The following is a 19,139-nucleotide window of genomic DNA, read 5'->3' as shown; positions in this document are numbered from 1 at the left end:
GCCCAGATTGAACAGAGAGGTGCGGCGGATAATACCGCCCATCGACTCTAACGATTGTTGGTCACTTTTTAGGGCAATGCGAGACGCAACGCTGCACATCAAGCTTTCTGAGTCTCTATTTCCGTTTTTTTCATCCACATGAATGTTCGGCTGTGTCTGTTTTATCCAATCGCTTAATTCACTAATGCTTGGTTCTATTACTTGTTGTATTCGTTCATTGGTTGCAACTAACGTCCCCAACCCAATATCAATTTGCCCTAGTTCCCACAACATTTCTTGCTGTTTTTCGTAAGGCATATGTGCATAATTATTTGCCTATCCTAAAAATGCTTGTAACGACGTTCCTAAATCTTGTCCAGGAATCATATCCTGCGGCCACTGGGAAGCTTGTAAATTGCCACAACACTCACAGATGCAGGTGTGACGTTGATACTCCACTATCACACTTCTCAATAAACTCTTGTTTAGAAGTCGTCCTTAACTTGTTATGATGTTCTTGACTTGACAGTGACATAAAGCAAATCATCACTAACCACGCTTAGAAGCATGAAGCATCTGTCGGACTACAACTTCTTTGACCCAGAACTGCTTGTGTGTCCTTATGAATTTTACAAGCTGGCACAAGAGCAAGCACCAATTATGGAGCTACCCAGTCCTAGAACTAATGCCAAGCTTTTTCTCGTTACCCGCTATGACTTGGTGCTGGAAATTCTTAAGGATACAAAAGTATTCTCTAGTAATTTCTCTAGTTTATTGGCTGGCAAAGAAGAACAGGATGATGAATTGAAGAAAATCGCAGATCAAGGCTGGCCTGAGATGAACACATTGCTCACAGCAGACCCGCCAGAACATGAGCGATACCGAGCGTTAGTGAATAAGGCGTTTACCTCGTCGCGAGTCAACAAAATGCATGACTTGATTGAGCAGATTGTTGATGAACTCATTGACAGTTTCATCACTCAGGGCAAGTGTGAATTTATAAGTGAGTTTGCCGTACCCTTACCTGTTAAAATTATTGCTCAACAATTAGGTGTGTCGCAAGCAGACCTGCCGAAGTTCAAGCAATGGTCTGATGCTTTTATTGCACGTCTAGGTCACATACTCTCTAAAGAGCAGGAGATTGAGTGTGCTAAAGATGTTGTTGCCTTCCAGCATTATTTTCGTGATGTCATAGAGTCACGGCGAAAACAGCCTCAAGATGATTTGATTACCGACTTGGTACAGGCAAAGGTGGCTGGAGAACGATCGCTCGACACAGCTGAACTGCTAAGTATAATTCAGCAAATACTAGTGGCAGGTAATGAGACAATCACCAGTGCGCTTGCAAGTGGGATGTTGTTGCTGACAAAGAATCAAGAGCAGATTCGGTTGTTACAAGCAGATTTTTCCCAGCTAGAGAATTTTGTTGAAGAAGTTTTACGGATGGCAAGTCCGACAGCAGGAATGTGGCGAGTTGTAACGCAAGATACAAAATTCCAAAACATCGATCTTAAAGCTGGGTCTTTAGTGATGGTTCGCTTTGATGCTGCTAATCACGACCCTAGAAAATTTCAAGAGGGTGAGCGTTTCGATGTGTGCCGCCATAATGCTAGCAGCCACTTATCTTTCGGTCATGGTATTCATTTTTGTTTGGGTGCTATGCTTGCTCGTAAGGAAATGCACATCGCTTATCAACGGTTGCTGCTACGGTTGAAGAACATCCGCTTGGCACAAGAAGGATACCAGTACTTACCGAACATACTCATGCGTACACTGAAGCACCTCTATATTGTATTTGACTAAGTGAGTGAAACAGTGGGCGTTGCATAATAGAGGGATGAATTGAGGTGTTCTACTGTGCATTGTCCATACTGCAAGTCTACTAGGATTAGAAAAAATGGTAAGCGTCGAGGTAAACAAAATCACATTTGTGTTGATTGCGACGTGCGTTCCGCCCCGCTTCGCTAACGCCAATTTATAGAAGTTTATAGCCCGCCAAAAGGTTACCCAGATGAGGTCAAGCAAAGCTGTTTGCGTTCTTACGTAAATGGCATGGGATTTAGAGCCATCGAGCGCGACAAAGGAGTTCATCATACAACTGTAATTAACTGGGTAAAACAAGTTGGCTCAAAACTTCCAGATGCTCCACCCACCGAAGAAATCCCATCAGTAGGTGAGTTGGATGAATTAGAAACTTTTGTCGGCTCAAAAAAAACAAAATTTGGCTGTGGACAGCAGTAAATCATTTTCGTAAAGACATTCTCGCTTGGGCATTGGGAGACCACAGTGCAGAAACATTTCAGCCTTTGTGGGACATTGTTCGACTTTGGCAATGCTACTTTTATGTAACTGACGGATGGAAGGTTTACGCGAGTTTTATCGAACCAGGAGACCACATCGTCAGCAAAACTTACATGACAAGGGTTGAAGGAGAAAACACACGCTTACGTTATTATCTGGCACGTTTACATCGAAAAACATTGTGCTATTCCAAATCAGTAGAGATGCTTAAACACTCAATTCGTTTGTTACTTCATTACTTAAAGTATGGACAAATACCCGTGTTTAGCTAGTTCATCCCGCATTTATGCAACGCCGTTTTATGCTGTACTGGTTGATTTAGGTGATGCTGTCGCCGACGAACTTTCTCTACCTTTCGACTCCATTTCTTTGGAAATGATTTATCGCGGTCTTTATCATTTTTATGTCGCTCATCAACAAGGTAAGGCAACTGACCCTATCAAGTATTTCGCTGCGCCAGAAAATCAAGATTTAAGTATTGTTAAACGGCAACGAAAACCAAACATGAAGCTCATCGTTGCACCCTTCCCTGATAAACAACGAGGCACACCAGAATTTTTCTTTCAGCCATCTTCTCAAATCCCCTTGACAACTGCATCACAACCTTAACTTGTGACCAATGAGTTAACCCTGTTACTCGCACAATTACTTCTGTTGCCATACCTTATTCTCCTGATTTTGCAACTTGGCTATTAGGAGAAACTATAACTTTGACAAAGTTAAACCCGACAGAATTATCATTAGAATCTATTCGGGCTGATTTTGCCCAGAAACTTGACGAGCTATTTGAAAAAAGCACAAAAACTCGATACACAAGAGAATTACTGTTCTCTACTTCTCTACGGTAGTGGAAATACTGAATACAGTAACTTGTGGGATTAGACCTTCAATTTGGGTGCATATCAAGCTAAAGCGTCACAAATGAACATTTCACTCACTACATATTTACCATTACCAAGAAAACGTTGTATCAAAATAAGTTACACTGCCTTTGGCTTCTCTCAAAACAGTCACAGTTCCACAACTTGACAATCTCGCAAGCTTCGTATGTTAGAAAATAGAATCAATAGAAGAAGTGTCCTTTACGGTGCTATTACTTTGACAGGAGCATTGGCCACTGTCCAGCTTGGCAGTGCCAAAAAAGCACAGGCGCAGTCTACTTCATTAAGCCAACGTAAAGGGATTTTGTTAGCGGTAGATTTACAAAATGGCTTTTTGATTACGCCTGAATGTGAAGCGGTTGTGCCAAAGGTGGTTGCTCATGCCAGTCAGTTTCATCAGGTTTGGGCAACTCGCTTTTTTAACCGGAATCCTAATTTCTCACGTCAAGTAAACTGGAACGAGATGGTATCCGGACAGGAAACGGAGCTTTCTTCTGCCTTAATTGGGGTTGTCAGCAAGACGTTTGATAAGCCTTCATATTCTCCGATGTCACCTGCCCCGCTTCAACTAAATATTAGATCCCGGTTCTTTTTTCCTCATGCTTCTACTTCTGTGATGATGTCACCTGCCCTACTCCAAGCTCTGCAAAGAGAGGCTATTACAACAGTTGCAGTGTGTGGGGTTGATACAGATGCTTGTGTGATGGCTACAGCTTTGGGACTATTTGATGCTGGATTTGAAACATTTGTAGTATCAGATGCCTGTGCTTCTAGCGGTGGGCAGGAATATCATGAAGCAGCGATTAAGATATTGAAACGCAATATTGGAGAGAAATATGTAATTTCTTTTAGCGAATTACCTACAATGTTGTCTTAATGATATTTGGATATGACAATACCGTTGCCAAAATAAGAGCATGAAGAGATAGAGGGTTTCGTAGTAGAGTTATTGTCTCTCACAACGACAACTCAAAAACTACTGACCGCCCATGCCCGATATCTTATCATTGTTACAATGCTTGCTACCGCAGATAAATGCGACAACGATGCGGCAATTAAACCAAATCATCCTGGCAATGTTAGCTTCGGAGTGGTCGAGTCACGATGAGGGGAATTGCCCGTTGGACAGGGGAACACAGTAGCTATCGGACAATGGGGAGATTTTTTTCAACAGTCATACCTTGGGCAAAATTGTTTTGGCTGTTTTTTGGCTTTGTTGCATGAAAGAAAAAAAGACAAACCAATCCGCGATGGGAATTGAAATTAGCCGGACACTTTATAAGTGTCCGGCTTGCCTAACTGGATCATGCGATTAAGTGCCGCACATTGCAGGAATAACTCGACAGCTTGATTATCAAAAAAGCGTCGTCGTAACTTGCCGCCAAAAATGATCTTGAGCCGGAACATGGCAGTTTCGGACAAAGAACGCCGATGATAGCCGCTCTGTTGTTTCCATTGCTTACGTCCCAATTGGTTACAGTAGCGCAGGTTTTCATCTCTAGGATGCGGTTGTGCTTGATTGTGAGGGTATTGTTGAATTTTGGCATTGCTACGAGGTGGAATTGTCGCTTTTGCTCCTCGTTCGGCAATCGTGTCATCACAGCCAAATGTGTCATAGCCACCATCCCCAGATACTTGCTCTACCTGCTGATCAATCTGCTCCAATATGTCAGCAAGCACTTCACAATCAGCTACATCATTAGTAGTTACCACCGCGCCTAGAATCTCACCACTTTTCTCATCAACTCCTAGATGCAACTTGCGCCATGTACGCCGTTTGCCAACCCCATGTGTACGCACCTTCCATTCACCTTCACCATACACTTTCACGAAGCGTTGAATCCACCACTACATGGACTGCCTCATCCTTTGGCACCACAGGTAGTTTCACCGACAACTTACTTAATCGACGCGACAACGTGGAGTGGTCTGGGACTTGTAGCTCAATCCCCATGAGCATGAATAGCGATTCCAAAAACCCCTCTGCTTGCCGCCCAGGTAAATGAAATACCGATTGAATTGTTCCCATTGTAGCGATTGCCACGTCACTGTAATAATTGGAAGCACCCTTTCTACCTGTCTTCTGTTGGTTACGCCACTGCTCTATGATCTCTTCATTCACCCAGAAAGTTATACTGCCTCGTTGCTTTAGTGCTGCATCATAAGCGTTCCAATTTTTCACTTTGTACTGGGCTTTCGTCTTCATCTTTGAGCTAGGCTGCGAGCGAACATAGGCGATAGGTAAAATTTACCATTTTGTCTATTCACGCAACAACGCCCTGTTTTTTCGTAAACATTTGTGGCGAGATCAGGATGTGTACTTGCTGGCAGGAGATGAAGTTGTAGTCAGTAAATTGTATCAGCAAACTTACGGGGTAGATAGATTTTTTTCTAGCCTTGCCAGTAAACCAATTAATGGTTTATCATTTCTTCGTGTTGTCATTAGTAAGTGTGTCAGGAAAAGAGTCATTTCCTATTGCGATAGAACAGGTAATTAAAAGTGATACTCAAATAAATAGCACCTTAGCAATCAAAAAAGTAAAACCCAAAGAGAAACGTGGAAGGGGACGACCAAAAGGCAGGAAAAAGAAAAACAAAACTGAAGTGATATTAACTTCTGAACTATTGTTAATTAAAAAGATGATTAACTCACTATTCGAGCTAGTAGCTAACTTTATCCCCTTGACGTACTTGGTAGTAGATGGACATTTTGGTAACAACAATGCTTTGCAGATGGCACGACAAGTTAACTTGCAGATAATTTCCAAGCTGCGCTACGATTCGGCATTATACATCCCTTTAGGACTTACGCACTGTACAAATTTATTATCTTGTGCATTAACGTAAATGCGTCGTTTCAGGCTTTTATTAATCATCCTTTGATAAATAGCGATCGCCTAAAAAGTGTCGATAAATCAAGGTTTAATACCTGAAATCTACACCACATATTTGGTATTTCCTGTCAATGCGTAAGTCCTACCCTTATGAAAATCCTGACTCGAATAAACGTTCTCGTCGTAAATACGGGGAAAAACTAGACTACCGTAATCTACCTGACAAATATTTGTGTAAAAGTGATATTGAAGATGGAATTCAAACTGATATTTATCAAGCTACTCTTCTTCACAAAGAATTTTCCCAGTCTCTCAATGTAGTTATTTTAGTCAGAACTAATCTTAAAGCCAATACACGTAGCCATGTAATTTTATTTTCCAGCGACTTAGATTTGACGGCTGACAAAATTATTGACTATTACAAGCTTCGTTTCCAAATCGAGTTTAATTTTCGTGATGCCAAGCAGTTTTGGGGTTTAGAGGATTTTTATGAATTTGAGCCAAACTGCTGTGACTAATGCGGCTAATCTTGCCTTCTTCATGGTTAATTTATCCCATCATCTTCTCGCTGATTTCCGTAAATATAATCCTGGCTCTGGCATTATTGACCTGAAAGCTTATTACCGTGGTTTTCGATATGTCCGTGAAATGCTAAAAATACTTCCTCAAAAGCCTGAGCCTATTTTATTAGCGCAAATTTTTGCCAAGCTTACTTCCCTGGGACGTATTCATACCGTTTCTACAGGCGTTGAACCCTCGTAATTTGGCTAAGGTATTGATTACCTTAGTTTTTTATTAAATGAGTCTCCTAACCAAAAATTACTAATCCTTTGGGATGGTGCTAGTTACCATCGTTCAAAAGAAATCCAAAATTTTTTAGCATCTATTAATCAAGGTTTAACACCAGAGCAATGGAAAATTCATTGTATTCGTTTTGCGCCTAACTGCCCCTCCCAAAACCCCATAGAAGATATTTGGTTGCAGGCGAAAACTTGGGTGCGACGTTTTTGTGCTTTAATCCCAACATTCTCTCATCTTAAGTGGATGTTTGAGTGGTTCATTAAAAACACTACCTTTGATTTTCTGTCTCTCCAGATGTACGGAGCATTTTCAAAAATCAAATACTAATCCTATAGATAAAGTGTTAGCTCAAAAGAAAGAGCAGGGGATGGAATTACAAAGTTAAAAAATCAACCACTCTTGATAGAGTGGTTAAACTTGTTACTTCCGGCGATATGAAAATAAGGAAATCGTACATACCGGGAAAGCGCGGGATGTCGATGCTTAACTCCTTCACCCAATCCCGTTCAAGAACTTTCCTGAACCGTCCACAAGCCGTGGCTCCGTCAACATCCCCGATGTAAACCACTCGGTAGCCAGAGAAGTTCATCAGGCATTGAAAAGCGATTGCTTTAGTGTCTTAACGCGCCTAAAGGACGCAGCGAGCGCCGTCTGCGGGGATTTTGAGACCGATGAGGTAGTCGGCGACGATGTCGTTGATACACGCATTGCCGCCGATGAGGGCTACACCGTGCCGTTCGCCCTCGACGGTCAGCAGGCTCGCGCCGAGCGTCTTGGCAAGGCTGATGCCGCCCTCGTGCGGGGTAGCCGGATCGCGGGTGGCCGACACGACCAAGGTTTTAGGGAGTCCTTTTATGTTCTGGGCATAGGGGTAGCCGAGGGTGGGTTTCACGCGCCAATGCTCACAGAGGTCGCGGGCGTTGACGGGTCGACCGGTGTCTAGGAAGGGCGCAACCTTGAAAATGTCGCGCGTCATTGCGCTCTCCTGCTCGGGCGTGTGGCGTTCCTCGTCGAGGCAGTTAATGGCCACCAGGGACTCGTTGCCATTGCCATAGCTACCGTCGGCATTGCGCTGGGTGCGGATGTCGCTCAAGAACAGCAGGGTTTTACCGCTTCCGGCCTTGAGTTCGGTGATGCCTAGAATCACCGCAGGCCAGCTCACATCGTTATAAAGCCCAGTGATCACGCCCCCAATTGCGGCGGTGTAAGTGACCTTGCGTCCGTCTGCGGTGATGATCGGTTTATCAATCAGTGGCCGCACGAGCTGCTGGAAGGCGGCGGTAGCTTGCTTGGGATCGGTGCCGAGCGGACAAGTCGGGGTTTTAGCGCATAAGGCCGCCATGTTGTCGAAGGCACGCTGGAAACCCGCGAACAGGACGAGGCTACGCTCGGTGGTGCCGGTGGTGGGGTCGACCGCGCCGTCGAGCACCATGGCCCGCACGTTCTGCGGGAAGGTTTCGGCGTAGATCGCGCCGAGCCGGGTACCGTAGCTGGCGCCAAAAAAGGAGAGCTTGTCATCGCCGAGCACCGCGCGGAGTACGTCCATGTCGCGGGCGACATCGCGCGTGCCGACGTGAGCCAGCACGTCTTCACCGCCGGAACGCTCGGCGCATTTTTGGTACAACTGACGGGTCTGGTGGTCGGTGTAGTCCTTGCCCCCGGAGTTGATCGGGTTGACCAACAAGTTGGCCTCTCGTTCGGCATCGGTGAAGCAGTCTAGGGCTGGTGTCGAGGCCGCAACCCCGCGTGGGTCGAACCCGATCAGGTCAAACTGCTTGGTGATCGGACTGTCGGCCGACTCATCTGCCACCGTGGCCGCGTAGCTCATCCCGGACATGCCGGGGCCGCCTGGGTTGAGCAGCAGGGAGCCGATTCGTTTGCTCGGCTTGCCCTTTGCCGGTACCCGCAGCAGTGCAATCTGCGCGGTTCGCCCGCGGGGGTTCTGGTAGTCGAGCGGCACCTCAAGCCGGGCGCATTCGAAAGTGTCGTTGGCGAAGTTCTTAGCGTCGGCATCCGTGGTGGCGTAGCCCTCGCACGAGCCGAAGGTCAGCTTCTGGTCGTAGAAGCGTTTCAGATTTGCAGGGATCTTTCCTCCTGGCTCTGAGGGGTACCCGAATGTGGGCTGGCCGCAGGCACTAAGAAGCAGTATCACCGCCCCAATCATTAGAGAGCTTCGGACGTGGGGCTTGTGAGCAAGCATGGTTCTCCTCTTAGCGGGAACCGTTGGCTCTAAGGCGTGCGTGGGTAGGTCACGATCTTGCTTGTGGTTAGAGAAAATGTGAGACATAGGGATAAACTCCTTCGAGCTAGTTATTGATGGGTTCAGGTATAAACGGGGTCATTGATGACCCCACCAAAGCGCAGACTGTAAATTAGTTTGTTAGGACTTACACACCTGTTCGACGTATGTTGATTTGTTTGATGCGATCACTTCGCTGGCTTCACATCCAGCCCCGTCCAATGAGCGGCAAAAGCCCACATATCCGCCGTTTCCTCAATGATCTTGTCCGTGGGCTTGCCCGCTCCATGTCCCGCGCGTGTCTCGATGCGGACAAGGTGGCGCTTGTCACCGATATCCGCTGCCTGGAGCGCGGCGACATATTTGAAGGTGTGTCCCGGCACCACGCGATCGTCAGTGTCGGCAGTGGTGGCGAGGATCGCAGGATAAGCCTTGCCGGACTGGATGTTGTGATAAGGCGAATATTTCAAGAGGTTACGGAAATCCGCTTCCTGTGCCGGAGACCCAAACTCGTCTACCCATAATTTCCCGCCTGTGAACTGGTCGAAGCGGAGCATATCCATCACACCAACCTGGGGTAACGCAGCGGCGAACAGATCCGGTCGTTGATTGACCACTGCACCGATAAGAAGTCCGCCATTCGATCCGCCCTGAATCGCCAAGCCATTTTGGGGCGTGATACTCTGTGCTTTCAGATACTCGCCCGCTGCGATGAAATCATCGAAGACGTTCTGCTTGTTCTGACGACGACCCGCTTCGTGCCATGCCTTGCCATATTCGGAGCCGCCGCGAATATGGGCGTGCGCGAACACCCCGCCCTGTTCGACCCACGCTAGCCGCTCGGCTGAAAAGGCAGGAGGCTCGGTTATGGCATAGCCGCCATACGCATAGAGCAAGGTCGGCGCTGCATTGGTCACATCTTTGCGCCGGACAATAAACATCGGGACACGGGTACCGTCCTTCGAGTTGTAGAAACGCTGTTCGACCGCGATCCGATTTAGATCGATCGCCACCTTGGGTTTTGCCCACACCTGCGCCGTATTGCTGGCGACATCGTATCGATAGATCACGCCTGGGGCGTTGAAACTGGTGAAGCCGAAGAAGGTTTCCTGGTCGTTCTGGTCGCCCTCAAAGCCGATCGCAGTGCCGATGCCGGGCAGTTTCACAACGCCGTCAGCTTTGCCATCAAGTGTGTAGCGTTGAACTTCCGTCTGCACATCGACCAGATAAGAGGTGAACAACCGTCCGCCGACCAGGGACGCATTGCTCAGAACCGAATCCTGCTCCGGCACCACATCCGCGATCGCCGGATCAGCGGCAGCGATGTCCATCGTCACCACCTTGAACCGCGGTGCGTCCTTGGTGGTCATGAGGAAGAACTTCGTCCCCACATTGCCGACGACGTGCCATTGATCGTCGAGATTATCGACCAGCTTGCGGGGTTTCCAGTCGGCGCTCTTGAGATCCACCACAGTCAGTTTGTTGCCGCTCGAAGCGGGCGTGGAAACGATCGCAATGTAACGCCCGTCTTCGGTGATGCTCAAGTAATGCCCCAGGGTCGGCTGATCTGGAGTTGCATAAACCAGCCGATCCTGTGCTTGGGGCGTGCCGATCGCGTGAAAATAGACGGTCTGGTTGGCTACGCTTGCTTGCGATTCGGTGCCCTGCTTCGGTTCAGGGTAACGGGCGTAGAAAAAGCCGGAGCCGTCCTTAGCCCATGCGATGGTGGGGCTGAACCTCACCCATTTGACTTCATCGCCCTGCACCTTGCCCGTGTTTACGTCCAGCACCCGGAGCGTGCGCCAGTCGCTGCCGCCATCCTGCACCGCATAAACCACGCGCTTACCGTCGTCGGATGCTGACCATTCAGCTAGCGCAGTTGCCCCGTCCTTTGCCCAACGGTTGGGATCGATTAGCACGCGCCCTACGCCATCCACGCTGTCCCGGACATAGAGAACCCGCTGGCTCTGAAGTCCGGAATTATAGAGGTAGAAATATTGTCCCCCCTTTTTGACTGGAATGGTGAACCGCTCATAGTTGTACAACTGCTTCAGTCGGTTCTTGAAGATATCTCGACTTGGTAGCGTGTTGAGATAAGCGTTAGTCACCTTGTTCTGGTCTTCGACCCAGGCAGCGACTTCCTTGTCGTTGCGAACATCGTTTTCCAGCCAGCGATAGGGGTCGGCGATCGTCTGCCCGAAATGCTTCTCGACAACATCGACCCGCTTAGTTTCAGGATAGGTGATTGTAGGCATGATTACTGTAGAATCCGTGCAAGCGGAGGCGAAATGGGTAGTAAAGAGTAGCGCGATCGCGAAAAGGGTGGCGCGGCGCATCGGTATCTTTATCTTTTGAAATGAGAGTCGAAATCCAAAGAGGTTGAATTCCAGTACTTCTTGTCGTGATTTTGCAGTTTTGAACATGTCATTGACCTACGTAACAAAATGGTTGACCATAACTACCTGGGTTAAACGATCACAAGTAGATAAACAAAATTAATTACATTGTTTTGATCAAATTCTTTCAGCACTTTCGATCACTTCGATCTAGCGTTAACTTCCGGGTATTGAGCAACCCTTCGATCTGCCAACCTTCGTCGCATTTAGTTACATTGATTCAACTTTTTCTACAAGCTTGTTTCATAAAGATACGGTTGTTTTTATACACCTCTAAAGTTCCAGACTGCGGGTTATCCAACGTGCCATCCCATACCCAATATTCATAAATTCCATTCCGAAACTTATACACTCGAACACCTTCTGTTGCTTGGTTAGTTCCTTTACCCAAACTTAAATTACCGTTGGCACTGGTTGCGCGATAAAGCAGTTCACCGTTCGTATAATTCTGCCAAATATTGATGTTGTACCCACCCTGGCATTGTGTACTCAGGATGATGCCAGCAGTAGAATCAGCAGAAGCTCTTAAGGAAAAATTAGCTAAGATACTGATTGGCAGAGCCAGGAGGAAAGCAAATGTTTTCATGAGTGTTGTAAAATTGATGAGTTTGACATTAAGCTAATCGTCCTTCATTTTTTTAGACTGGTTAGCTTGTAGTAAGGGCTTCAGCCCTGTGTTTATGCAACTTAAATGCTGATTAGCTTACTTGATTGCTACTACAATGCTGTTTCAAAAACGCCAAGGTGCGATCGCTTTGCGCCATCGCGTGCTAATTCTGCAACTTATTTATGATCGACGTAACTAAGTGCTTCATTGATTAAAGGTGCAATGATAGCGATATTTTTCACCAACTCATCCGAGAGAGAAAATCGCTGTTTTAAGTAATTAGGATCGTTGTAACTCACCCACACCTTGCTGTAAGTCGCTTCATGAGCCAGTACTTTCAGGGGTAAATCCAGGGCGATCGTTGGTTCTGCCACCATGAGGGAAGAGGCAGAGCCTCCCAGAATGGGTTCCCAGCCTGGGCAAGGGCTGTGTCTTAATGAGCGTGCCATCCGATTTAGACCCTAATGTTCAGAATTCACTCGCCATGTAATCACAATGAGTTCTACAAGCGGTAAGACAGCTATTAGCCGCCAAAACTCTCCTAAAATGGCTTCCATCGTCCAGTTCTGACTCTGAACCTCCCAGATCATCCCAACAATATAGAATCCCATCACCAACCAGGGTAGAATTACCGCTGAATTCCGTCTGCGATAGAAGCGGATCGTCTCCTCCCGCCAAAATGGGAAGGTGCTGAGAAGACAAAAAATGTAGGAGGTTCCTGCACTGATGAACAAGCTTCTTTGAAGACCCGAAGGCAGGTTTGGGTATCCAAGTGCGATCGCCGTCAAACAAACTCCGAGCGCAAGATACAGGAAAGTAAACAAAGTAAATCGTTTCATTTTTTCTCTTTCCAATAAAGCTTATTCTCTGTACCACACACGCACACATTGAAAGCAATTGATTGCAAGACCCTGACTGATCATCACTGGGTGGAAAGCATTACTGGTCGTCACTCCGTAGACATCATCACTTGTGCCTTCAATCCGATCGGGTAGAACAACAGTTTCAACATTGATCACCTGTATCGTTGTACTTTCGATCCACTGATTTACAGTACTAACAACATCAGAGAAGGATTCGTAATCGGAAGCTCCGCCGAAGGGCCCCCGCTCAGTAATCCGAGGCGCAAAATCTTTGCACTGAATCATTTGATTTACCACCTTAAAACTGTAGAGTTGAGCATCAATTCAAGTAGTGGGCATCGCCCACCATTTTCAAAACCTTTCTTTTTAAAACCTTTCACGGTAAAGCTTTGTGGGCAGTGCTAGCCCTACGATATCTATTCCAAAACTTAAGCCAACCTTGCCAGTAAACCGCTAAGAACAAAGACAAAAGCATGAAAGCTGATATGGGCTAACATTGCAGCTTCTAGCGAATATTGCCAAAACAGCCAGCCAAACGTGATTCCCGCAATCCCATTGAGTAACAACGCCCGAATAATCACAACTGGAGTGAGGGGAACGATCGCGGCAGTCGCTGGCAGGTGTAGTAGTCCAAATACCAAAGCAGCTAGAACAATTGCACCTTGATAAATTCCTTGACTCGGCAACGTAACGCCTTGTTTTAGTCCTTTCCACGCTATCCAAACAAGCAGCGACATTAAGCCCCAACGCATCAGAATTTCCTCAGTGATGCCGCCATAAAGCATTGCTGTAAGTGAACTCACCCAATTTGGTTCTGTATTGGCTGCCCGTAGTGCTTCAGGTAGGGCAGGTTGCATCAACCAATCGAGCAATAGGACAATGATTGTCGTCGCTGCACCCACACCCAAGCTCCATTTCATCTCAATGACAGAATATGGAATCTTAGGGGTATGAAGTACCCAGTAGTCAATCAAATGTGAGCGTAATCCAACGCGATAGGCACAGCCAATTCCGATCAGAATGCTGATTGCCAGTAGAATTGCATACTGTAGTCCTTGCAGAAGCATTAGAATTCCCAATGGCGGCACTTTTGCCAGTCTTTCTGGAGACAGTTTCGCCAACTGTTGCTCAACTAATGGAACCGACGTAATCGTAAACATCGCAATTCCCGCAATGCCCAACACAAATAGAATGCCAAATTGTTTCAAAACTGCCATTGATTTAATTTCTAGAGACATCAGAATACTGGGTAGATACAATGCCAAGATATATAATGACAACTGGTGACTAACGCCACCTAATTCTGAAGTATCATTCCTATTTCTCCTAAAATTTAAGTAGTAGGGTGAGCATTGCCCACTATTTCGCCCGACTCTTGCGATCGCTCTGGGAAATGGGTTCGGATGCCTCGTCGCGTTTGAACACGCGGAAAACGATCACCAGGAAAACGGGAATCAGCACGAGAGATGTGATGTCGTAAAATCTCGCATGGTACTCGCTAATACTGAACAGGGCTGGCGTGGCGAAGAAGCTTCCAGACCAGTTAAACAAGAGAAAGTACGCGATGTTGTTGGCGAAGTGTGCGCCGATGGCAAGCTCGGTGGTGCCGTCAATCAATGAAACGATCGCAAACAGCAGACCCGTGCCGACGAAGAGTCCGAGGAACATCCCAATCAAGCCACCCTCCTGTGACTCTGGATTGGTGGCGTGCGGCAGGGTAAAGATCACAGCCGACACGATCGCCAGAAAGACACGGTTACTCCAAATCAGGCTTGCACCCTGCACAATGTATCCGCGAAAGAAAAGCTCCTCGGTGGTGGTCTGGATCGCGGTGAGAACCAGTGCGATCGGCACAAAGAGCGCGAACGTTTTGAGGTCGGAGTTGAAGGAGAAGCTATCGGGGTAGAGGAGGTACTGCCCCAGCCCGCCTAGCAGTACCCAGGGTACGAACCCAGCTACGAAGCCATGACCGACGCGCCGCCAACTGATCTTCTCCCTTGCCGTGATGAGCGTCCTAGGATGACGCTGGTGGATGAGGGTGACGGCGATCAGAATTCCCGCGAGGAACACCGGAAAACCCGCCATGACTATGACGAAGCTCCATACGGGACCAAACGCCGCGTAATCCAACTGACTAAAGGCTGCGACACCCTCCTGACCGCCGAGCGCGAGCGCAACGAGTGCGCTGGCGACGTTGGCGGCGACCATCCATGCAAAGAGGATGATCATCAACCCCAGAACATACCGCCACCACCGATACTTCCCCCACCCGGCAGCCTCCACGTAAATCGTGTCTTTCACTTCCGTTCCGATTCCCTGATGTCCTGTGATTGCTTTGATCCTCATCTTCGTCTCCTTTGCTCGTGCGTGTATGTATTGCTCGAATCGGGCTGCTCGAATTGGGCTGTAGTTGCCGTTGCGATTGTTTTTAGGGATCAACGGGATCACCGACGGCTCCGCCAGTGGCTACGCGCACAGCTTGGGCTATATGCCTGATGGGGTTGCCGATGGAGGCACGATCGGCTCCCGACATGAGGGCGGTGCTGACATCTTCGCTAATGACGCGCAAAACTGCGGTGGTGACAGCCGCGTGCAACCGCACCTCAATATCATCAGATGGGCGGCGCAGGCGATCCGCGATGATCTCGACCAGTTCTCGCTCAATTCGATCGTGGGTCATTAGCCAGGCGGCGCGAAGATCCGGCTCTTTTTCAGCCAGCACGGTCATCTTGATGACAGCCTCGTCGTAGGCTTGCTGCTCGACATCTTTGGTTCGGTTCGTTGCCCATTCAAGGAGGTGATCTTCAAGAGAGACTTCCCGAGGCCAGCGGCGCAGCACCGCCACACACTCCTCGACATCCTGCGCCAAGACAGGTTCAGCACAGCTCTCCTTGTTACGGAAGTACCGCCAGAGGGTACGCACCGAGATTCCTACCGCGTTTGCGATTTGCTCACCACTCGTGGCAGCGACACCCTGTTCCCAGAACAAACGCGCCGCCTCCCGCGAAATCTCCAGACGTATTCGCTGATGCCGCTGCTCACTCATCCCCCTTGGTCTGCGAGCGTTGGTCGTGTCGCTATCACCATCACTTTTCATAGCCGTCTTTTCTTTCAATATTTGTCATTAAATGTCAAATTGACATTTAATGACATCAGTCGTAAGAGGTAGCTTTGTCGACAGTGTTATTGAACTTAGGACTGATGCTTCTGTGCAAGATTGTGATAATATGACAAGGATTAGGTAATTAAATTGTGGAACGACAAATTATTTGACTAGAGCGACATATTATTTGTCATCAATCTAAATCCTTCTAAATTGGCTGTTGTAGAGATTTCTACAAACTTATATCACAAACCCTAAAAAACAAGTACCTTTTTAGTAAAGCTTGCAGATATGAAAAATTTGACTTCTAATTTGTCCCTGCGGTCAAATAATTTGTCGCTCTACACCATGCCTACTCCCTCCTCTACTCTTTGGGCAACTAACTGGGCATAATATTTAACTGGGCTGCCCAAGCGGTCGAACAATGATTTCATTAACATCTACATCTGGGGGCTGCTCGATCGCGAAGGCAATGGCACGAGCGATCGCATCGGGTGGAATCACGGCTCCACGAAATTCCTCTAACCACTGCACTGCTTCAGCGTCGGTGGTTGTGCTGGGGAGTTCAGATTGGGTGACTCCGGGCGAGATGATCGTAACCCGGATATCCGTCGATTCCTGCCGCAGTCCCTCAGAGATTGCCCAGACGGCAAACTTGGTTGCACAGTACACGGCGGCTGTCGGATAGACGATATGCCCACCAATGGAGGAGATATTTACAAACTGTCCAGACTGTTGCTGCTTGAAGACAGGGAGGGCAGCAGCGATACCGTGGAGGACACCGCGAATATTGACATCAATCATGCGGTTCCATTCGTCGATCTTTAATGCCTCTAATTTAGCGAGTGGCATGATACCTGCATTGTTGACCACGACATCCAGATGACCAAACTTATTTTTTGCAAACTCAACAATGGCTTGCATGTCTTCGAGGTTAGTTACATCCAGGGCGCGATATTCTGCTACGCCCCCTTTCTCACGGATTTCGGAGGCGATCGCTTCGAGGCGATCGGTACGCCGTGCGCCCAACACAACTCGTAGACCTTTGTGAGCAAGTAATCTGGCAGTTGCTTCACCAATGCCGCTACTTGCACCTGTAATCATTACCACTTTTTGGGTGTTTTTATTTGTCGTCATGAGTCTTATCTTCTGGTTATTTTGCGGTTATGGAGCGAACTTGTTTTGTAGTGCTGAGACGTTTTTATTGCACGGTGAAGACTTCCTCCATTGCTTGTGCTGCATCAATCGAGCGCGGAAAACCAGCCGTTACTGTGGTTAGATAAATGATTTCTTTAAGTTCGTCTTGCGTTACGCCAAGTCGGAGTGCATAGCCTGCATGGATCTTCAATTGTGGTAGATTTCCAGCGGCGGCAAAGGCGGCAACAGTAGCAAGCTGACGGGTGCGATCATCTAACCCTTGACGTGACCAAACTTCACCGAGCGAATAGTCTACAATCGCATCTGCAAGAAATGGGAAATTCTGACGTAGGGCGTTGAGCACGGGTTGCCCTGCCCTGCCAGTTAGCTTATTGATGACTCGGCTGCCTTGCTCACGACGGCTCTGTTCTGGTTGAGTTTGTGCAGTAGTGAGAGCAGGTAGAAACACAACGAGTAGCGTAATAAAAATGCATCCCAAGGCAGGAATTATTTTGTTGATGACTTTTCTCCAATACACAGTCTGTCGAGATGGTGCGATCGCAACTTTCATAAAAACCTCATGTTTGAAGAATCGCTAGCGAATTGATAACTCTTTTGTACTGGGGAACAAAAACATCCTCATGAGGTCATCGTAGGCTGAATCCGCCTTTGCCCAAATACACAAACCTTGCAGATGATTGCCTGATTCTCTCAAGCAAGGCTTGGTTTAGGGAAAATGTCTCCTATAATGCGAGCATGAAAGGTGTTCTATCAGTCAGGGAACCAACATGACGAGCAAGACACTGACCCATAAAGTTGCGATCGCCGCTTCTACTAATGGAGAGATTTTGCCAATGCAAAGGCAATTGGCGATCGCAAAATGTGCAGAATTGGCGGCACTCATCGAGCAGCATACGAACAGTGCGAGAAATGGATATTATCCAACCGCGATCGATTCTCTCGTCTTCGTGCGATGCAATACTTCCAGAACCATAGAGGATGTCAGCGAACCACTGCTCGGTATCGTGGCACAGGGGCAAAAGAAATTATCGCTCGCTCAGGAAATCTTTCAATATGGTGTCGCTCAATATTTGGTAACGTCGGTGGATTTGCCAATGAGCGTTTGCATGATCGAGGTAACACCCGATCACCCCTATCTCGGCTTAAAGCTGAACCTAGATCCAGCCCAACTCTGTGAAATTATTGTTCAAACAAATCCAGATATCGATAGGAAAGAAAACTCTGTAAGAGGCTTGTGCGTTAGTGAGGCCAGTCCATCCTTGATTGATTGCGCTATTCGACTGACAAAACTTTTAGATACACCGCAGGATATTCCGTTTCTCGCTCCTATGATTATCCGCGAAATCTATTACCGTCTACTCACCGATGAACAAGAGGAAGCTGTTCGTCAGGTTGCCACCTCTGGCAGCAACATGCAGCGCATTGCAGAATTGATCAAACACATCAAAGCAGAGTTTGCCCAACCGTTGCGGGTTGAGGAACTAGCTGAACAAGCGAATATGTCTACAGCATCATTTCATCGCCACTTTAAGGCAGTCACCTCAATGAGTCCGTTGCAATATCAAAAACATCTGAGACTGATGAATGCTCGTCAAATGATGCTTGCCGAGGCGATCGATGCCACTCAGGCTGCTTATCGAGTTGGTTATGAAAGTACCTCGCAGTTCAGTCGAGAATATTCCCGCATGTTTGGTGCGCCTCCCATCCGAGATATTGAACGGTTTCGATCTGTTTGAGTGAATAGATTATCGCTGAGCTTTATTTGCAAAGAATGAAACGATTTACTTTGTTTACTTTTTATTTTTCTCTATGCGATCGCCCTTGGTACGACCGAGCAAGGAAGTTGCGATGCACTGGCGGCTTCAAGCCTTATAGGTAAAGGTATTGAGCGAAATTATCAAATTTTTCTTAACTGAGTTTCTTACCTTAGTGGTGCAGAAAACTTTTTGGAGTCTCAAGTTGAAAAAACAGTAACAC

General features: G+C 47.3%; 14 protein-coding genes and 9 pseudogenes. 10 read left to right on the top strand and 13 right to left on the bottom strand.

The window, feature by feature from the left end:
• Positions 1-129: 129 nt before the first annotated feature.
• Positions 130-441 (bottom strand): annotated as a pseudogene (locus ACM0OS_RS23045) (IS66 family transposase); the annotation flags it as partial.
• Positions 442-546: 105 nt separating this feature from the next.
• Between ACM0OS_RS23045 and ACM0OS_RS23040 the strand changes: the two are divergent.
• The 6 genes and pseudogenes from ACM0OS_RS23040 to ACM0OS_RS23015 all read left to right on the top strand — a co-directional run.
• Positions 547-1,782, top strand: coding sequence for a cytochrome P450 (locus ACM0OS_RS23040; RefSeq protein WP_414545509.1), 1,236 nt, complete (start codon positions 547-549; stop codon positions 1,780-1,782).
• Positions 1,783-1,836: 54 nt separating this feature from the next.
• Positions 1,837-2,552 (top strand): annotated as a pseudogene (locus ACM0OS_RS23035) (IS1 family transposase).
• 25 nt (positions 2,553-2,577) lie between these two features.
• Positions 2,578-2,889, top strand: a pseudogene (locus tag ACM0OS_RS23030) (IS4 family transposase); the annotation flags it as partial.
• A 35-nt stretch (positions 2,890-2,924) separates the two neighbouring features.
• Positions 2,925-3,041: pseudogene (locus ACM0OS_RS23025) on the top strand (flagellar assembly protein H); the annotation flags it as partial.
• 286 nt (positions 3,042-3,327) lie between these two features.
• Positions 3,328-4,038, top strand: coding sequence for a cysteine hydrolase family protein (locus tag ACM0OS_RS23020; RefSeq protein WP_414545508.1), 711 nt, complete (start codon positions 3,328-3,330; stop codon positions 4,036-4,038).
• Between the two features lie 112 nt (positions 4,039-4,150).
• Positions 4,151-4,370 (top strand): annotated as a pseudogene (locus ACM0OS_RS23015) (transposase); the annotation flags it as partial.
• 54 nt (positions 4,371-4,424) lie between these two features.
• On the opposite strand, the pseudogene ACM0OS_RS23010 reads toward ACM0OS_RS23015, so the two are convergent.
• Positions 4,425-5,367 (bottom strand): annotated as a pseudogene (locus ACM0OS_RS23010) (IS5 family transposase).
• Between the two features lie 73 nt (positions 5,368-5,440).
• On the opposite strand from ACM0OS_RS23010, the pseudogene ACM0OS_RS23005 reads away from it, so the two are divergent.
• The 3 pseudogenes from ACM0OS_RS23005 to ACM0OS_RS22995 form a co-directional block, all read left to right on the top strand.
• Positions 5,441-5,957, top strand: a pseudogene (locus ACM0OS_RS23005) (transposase); the annotation flags it as partial.
• A gap of 184 nt (positions 5,958-6,141) precedes the next feature.
• Positions 6,142-6,757, top strand: a pseudogene (locus ACM0OS_RS23000) (transposase); the annotation flags it as partial.
• Positions 6,758-6,769: 12 nt separating this feature from the next.
• Positions 6,770-7,123: pseudogene (locus ACM0OS_RS22995) on the top strand (transposase); the annotation flags it as partial.
• Positions 7,124-7,424: 301 nt separating this feature from the next.
• Here the strand turns inward: ACM0OS_RS22995 and ACM0OS_RS22990 are convergent.
• The 11 genes from ACM0OS_RS22990 to ACM0OS_RS22940 all read right to left on the bottom strand — a co-directional run bounded on the left by ACM0OS_RS22990 (position 7,425) and on the right by ACM0OS_RS22940 (position 18,181).
• A complete protein-coding gene (locus tag ACM0OS_RS22990) occupies positions 7,425-8,960 on the bottom strand; it encodes an alpha/beta hydrolase (RefSeq protein ID WP_414545507.1) in 1,536 nt (511 codons plus the stop codon).
• Positions 8,961-9,223: 263 nt separating this feature from the next.
• A complete protein-coding gene (locus ACM0OS_RS22985; protein WP_414545506.1) occupies positions 9,224-11,458 on the bottom strand; it encodes a prolyl oligopeptidase family serine peptidase in 2,235 nt (744 codons plus the stop codon).
• Positions 11,459-11,651: 193 nt separating this feature from the next.
• A complete protein-coding gene (locus ACM0OS_RS22980; RefSeq protein WP_414545505.1) occupies positions 11,652-12,017 on the bottom strand; it encodes a hypothetical protein in 366 nt (121 codons plus the stop codon).
• A gap of 197 nt (positions 12,018-12,214) precedes the next feature.
• Complete coding sequence (locus tag ACM0OS_RS22975; protein WP_414545504.1) at positions 12,215-12,487, bottom strand: DUF302 domain-containing protein; 273 nt, start codon at positions 12,485-12,487, stop codon at positions 12,215-12,217.
• Positions 12,488-12,499: 12 nt separating this feature from the next.
• On the bottom strand, positions 12,500-12,877 hold the full coding sequence (locus ACM0OS_RS22970) for a hypothetical protein (RefSeq protein WP_414545503.1): 378 nt from the start codon (positions 12,875-12,877) through the stop codon (positions 12,500-12,502).
• Positions 12,878-13,329: 452 nt separating this feature from the next.
• A complete protein-coding gene (locus tag ACM0OS_RS22965; protein WP_414545502.1) occupies positions 13,330-14,139 on the bottom strand; it encodes a CPBP family intramembrane glutamic endopeptidase in 810 nt (269 codons plus the stop codon).
• A gap of 121 nt (positions 14,140-14,260) precedes the next feature.
• The gene (locus tag ACM0OS_RS22960; protein WP_414545501.1) at positions 14,261-15,247 is read right to left on the bottom strand and encodes a lysostaphin resistance A-like protein; all 987 of its coding nucleotides are present in this window, start codon (positions 15,245-15,247) and stop codon (positions 14,261-14,263) included.
• Positions 15,248-15,329: 82 nt separating this feature from the next.
• A complete protein-coding gene (locus ACM0OS_RS22955; RefSeq protein ID WP_414545500.1) occupies positions 15,330-15,998 on the bottom strand; it encodes a TetR/AcrR family transcriptional regulator in 669 nt (222 codons plus the stop codon).
• A 402-nt stretch (positions 15,999-16,400) separates the two neighbouring features.
• On the bottom strand, positions 16,401-17,141 hold the full coding sequence (locus tag ACM0OS_RS22950; RefSeq protein WP_414545499.1) for an SDR family oxidoreductase: 741 nt from the start codon (positions 17,139-17,141) through the stop codon (positions 16,401-16,403).
• 64 nt (positions 17,142-17,205) lie between these two features.
• Positions 17,206-17,712 (bottom strand): carboxymuconolactone decarboxylase family protein, encoded by a 507-nt coding sequence (locus ACM0OS_RS22945; protein ID WP_414545498.1) that lies wholly within the window; start codon positions 17,710-17,712, stop codon positions 17,206-17,208.
• A gap of 172 nt (positions 17,713-17,884) precedes the next feature.
• Positions 17,885-18,181, bottom strand: a complete 297-nt coding sequence (locus ACM0OS_RS22940) for a hypothetical protein (protein WP_414545511.1) — start codon at positions 18,179-18,181, stop codon at positions 17,885-17,887.
• Here ACM0OS_RS22940 and ACM0OS_RS22935 point away from each other — a divergent pair.
• Positions 18,110-18,898, top strand: a complete 789-nt coding sequence (locus ACM0OS_RS22935) for an AraC family transcriptional regulator N-terminal domain-containing protein (RefSeq protein WP_414545510.1) — start codon at positions 18,110-18,112, stop codon at positions 18,896-18,898. The two genes, ACM0OS_RS22940 and ACM0OS_RS22935, sit on opposite strands and share 72 nt — an antisense overlap.
• Positions 18,899-19,139: the final 241 nt, after the last annotated feature.

The organism is Nostoc sp. CCY0012 (assembly GCF_963920855.1).
Taxonomy (GTDB): domain Bacteria; phylum Cyanobacteriota; class Cyanobacteriia; order Cyanobacteriales; family Nostocaceae; genus Cyanocohniella.
The sequence above is the reverse complement of the archived record's forward strand: the minus strand, read 5'-3'. Positions and strand labels throughout refer to the sequence as shown.

Coding starts and splice junctions, on each gene's coding strand:
- ACM0OS_RS23020 (WP_414545508.1), top strand. CDS start 3,328: ATGTTAGAAAATAGAATCAATAGAAGAAGTGTCCTTTACGGTGCTATT.
- ACM0OS_RS22980 (WP_414545505.1), bottom strand. CDS start 12,017: ATGAAAACATTTGCTTTCCTCCTGGCTCTGCCAATCAGTATCTTAGCT.
- ACM0OS_RS22990 (WP_414545507.1), bottom strand. CDS start 8,960: ATGATTGGGGCGGTGATACTGCTTCTTAGTGCCTGCGGCCAGCCCACA.
- ACM0OS_RS22970 (WP_414545503.1), bottom strand. CDS start 12,877: ATGAAACGATTTACTTTGTTTACTTTCCTGTATCTTGCGCTCGGAGTT.
- ACM0OS_RS22945 (WP_414545498.1), bottom strand. CDS start 17,712: ATGAAAGTTGCGATCGCACCATCTCGACAGACTGTGTATTGGAGAAAA.
- ACM0OS_RS22985 (WP_414545506.1), bottom strand. CDS start 11,458: ATGTTCAAAACTGCAAAATCACGACAAGAAGTACTGGAATTCAACCTC.
- ACM0OS_RS22955 (WP_414545500.1), bottom strand. CDS start 15,998: ATGAAAAGTGATGGTGATAGCGACACGACCAACGCTCGCAGACCAAGG.
- ACM0OS_RS22960 (WP_414545501.1), bottom strand. CDS start 15,247: ATGAGGATCAAAGCAATCACAGGACATCAGGGAATCGGAACGGAAGTG.
- ACM0OS_RS23040 (WP_414545509.1), top strand. CDS start 547: ATGAAGCATCTGTCGGACTACAACTTCTTTGACCCAGAACTGCTTGTG.
- ACM0OS_RS22950 (WP_414545499.1), bottom strand. CDS start 17,141: ATGACGACAAATAAAAACACCCAAAAAGTGGTAATGATTACAGGTGCA.
- ACM0OS_RS22965 (WP_414545502.1), bottom strand. CDS start 14,139: ATGTCTCTAGAAATTAAATCAATGGCAGTTTTGAAACAATTTGGCATT.
- ACM0OS_RS22975 (WP_414545504.1), bottom strand. CDS start 12,487: ATGGCACGCTCATTAAGACACAGCCCTTGCCCAGGCTGGGAACCCATT.